Annotated in this window: 1 protein-coding gene; it reads left to right on the top strand. The window is 64.0% G+C overall.

All coding sequences use genetic code 11. The features are described 5' to 3' along the window. Position 1: 1 nt before the first annotated feature. Positions 2-2,467, top strand: a 2,466-nt coding sequence (locus AC1D0Z_RS19605; protein WP_477659849.1) for an efflux RND transporter permease subunit, incomplete at its 3' end; no start/stop codon positions are given.

Raw genomic sequence — 2,467 nt, 5'->3', positions numbered from 1 at the left:
GATCTACGACGAGGTCTCCAACCTCGTGCAGCAAAAAATTGCCCAGGTGCCGGGTGTCGGCGATGTGGAACTTGGAGGCGGCTCGTTGCCGGCGGTGCGTGTGGAACTGCTGCCGTTTGCACTCAATCGCTACGGCGTGGCCATGGAAGACGTTCGTGCCGCCCTGCAGGCGTCCAACGCCAACCGGCCCAAGGGCGCCATCGAAGGGAACGGCCAGCGCTTTCAGATCTACTCGGGATCCAACACCGCCACCGGCGGGCTCAAGGCCGCTGACTACCGCAACCTGGTGGTGGCCTGGCGCAACAATGCCGCCATCCGGCTGCAGGACGTGGCTGAGGTGCAGGACGGCGTGGAAAACATCAACACACTCGGCCTTTTCAACGGCGAGCCGGCGGTGATTGTTCTGGTCACGCGCCAGCCCGATGCCAACGTGATTGCCACTGTCGACGGCGTGCGCGCCCTGATTCCCGAGCTGCAGGCCGCCCTGCCGCAGGACGTGCAGTTGCAGGTAGCCTCCGACAGCACCAACTCCATTCGTTCCTCGCTGCACGAGATCGAGGTGACGCTGCTGATTTCCATTGTGCTGGTGGTGCTGGTGGTCAGCGCCTTCCTGCGCAGCGCCCGTGCCACCATCATCCCGGCCGTGGCCACCGTCGTCTCCTTGCTGGGCACCTTCGGCGTGATGTACCTGCTGGGCTTTTCGCTCAACAACCTGAGCCTGATGGCGCTTACCGTGGCCACCGGTTTTGTGGTGGACGACGCCATCGTGGTGCTGGAAAACACCAGCCGGCACATCGAGGCCGGCATGGACCGCTTCAAGGCCGCGCTGCTGGGCGCGCGCGAAGTCGGCTTCACGGTGCTGTCGATCAGCCTGTCACTGGTGGCGGTGTTCATTCCGCTGCTCTTCATGGGCGGCCAGGTGGGCCGGCTGTTCCGCGAATTCGCGGTCACGCTGTCTGCTGCGGTGATGATCTCGCTGGTCATCTCGCTGACCACCACCCCCATGATGTGCGCCTGGTTGCTGAGGCCTGACGCACACGAGAAAAAGCCAGGGCGTTTTGCTTTTGTGGCGCGCTGGTTCGAGCGCGGCTTCAACCGCGTGCACCGCAGCTACGAAGTGAGCCTGGACTGGGCCCTGCACAGCAAGCTCCTGGTGATGTTGATCCTGGTGGCGGTCATCGGGCTCAACGGTTTTCTCTTCGTCAAGGCGCCCAAAGGCTTCTTTCCACAGCAAGATACCGGGCAGATCAACGGGGGCCTGCGCGCCGACCGCAGCATTTCATTCCAGGCGCTGCAGGGCAAACTCAAGCAGCTGGTCGACATCATCCGCGCCGACCCGGCCGTGGACACGGTGGTGGGCTTTACCGGCGGGTCCCGCGCAGGTGGCGGCTTCATGTTCATCAACCTCAAGCCGGTGGGGCAACGCGACGTAGCCGGCCAGGCCGTGATTGCACGGCTGCGCCCGCAGCTGGCGCGGGTGACCGGGGTCAGCCTTTTCCTGAACCCCGTGCAGGACCTGCGCGGCGGCGGCCGCCAGACCAATTCGACCTACCAGTACACGCTCAAAAGCGACAACGCGGCTGATTTGCGTGTGTGGGCCACGCGCCTGGCAGACCAGATGAAGCTGCAAAGTGCCCTGACCGACGTGGACACCGACCAGCAGGAAAACGGCGTGGAGACCATGGTCACCGTGGACAAGGAAAGCGCGGCACGCATGGGCATCAGCTCACGCGATGTGGACAACGCGCTCTATGACGGCTTCGGCCAGCGCCAGGTGGCCACGATATACGCTGAACTCAACCAGTACCACGTGATCATGGAAGTGGCGCCGCGCTACACCCGCAGCCCAGAATCTCTGAAAGACATCTATGTGCCGGCCAGGGGGGCTGGAGGCAACACAAGCACCACAAGCAACAACACCGGCAGCACCGGCACCCCGGCTGCAGCCACGGTGGCCACCGCCACCTCTGTGGCCAATCCATCCCTGCGCGACTCTTCGTCGGGCCAGGTCCTGAGCGCCTCGGCCAGCAACATGGTGCCCCTGTCGGCCATTGCCACCTTCAGCGAAAACCCCACGGCCGCCTCGGTCAGCCACGAAGACGGCGAGCTTTCCACAACTGTTTCGTACAACCTCGCCGAAGGCAGCACGCTGAGCGACGGCGAGGCGGCGGCGCGCCAGGCGGAAGCCGACATCCGGTTGCCGAACAACGTGCGCGGCAGTTTTTCCGGCACCGCCCTCAACGCGCAGCAGTCGCAAAACGAGCAGCCGCTCCTGATCCTCGCGGCGCTGGTAGTCATCTACATCGTGCTGGGCATCCTGTACGAAAGCCTGGTGCACCCCATCACGGTGTTGTCTACGCTGCCCTCGGCCGGCGTGGGCGCTGTGCTGGCCCTGCTGCTGTTCAAGCTGGATTTTTCCATCATCGCGCTGATCGGCCTGTTTCTGCTGATCGGCATCGTCAAGAAG

This window comes from Polaromonas sp. P1_E3, assembly GCF_056405935.1.
This window is presented reverse-complemented; position numbering and strand designations above follow the sequence as displayed.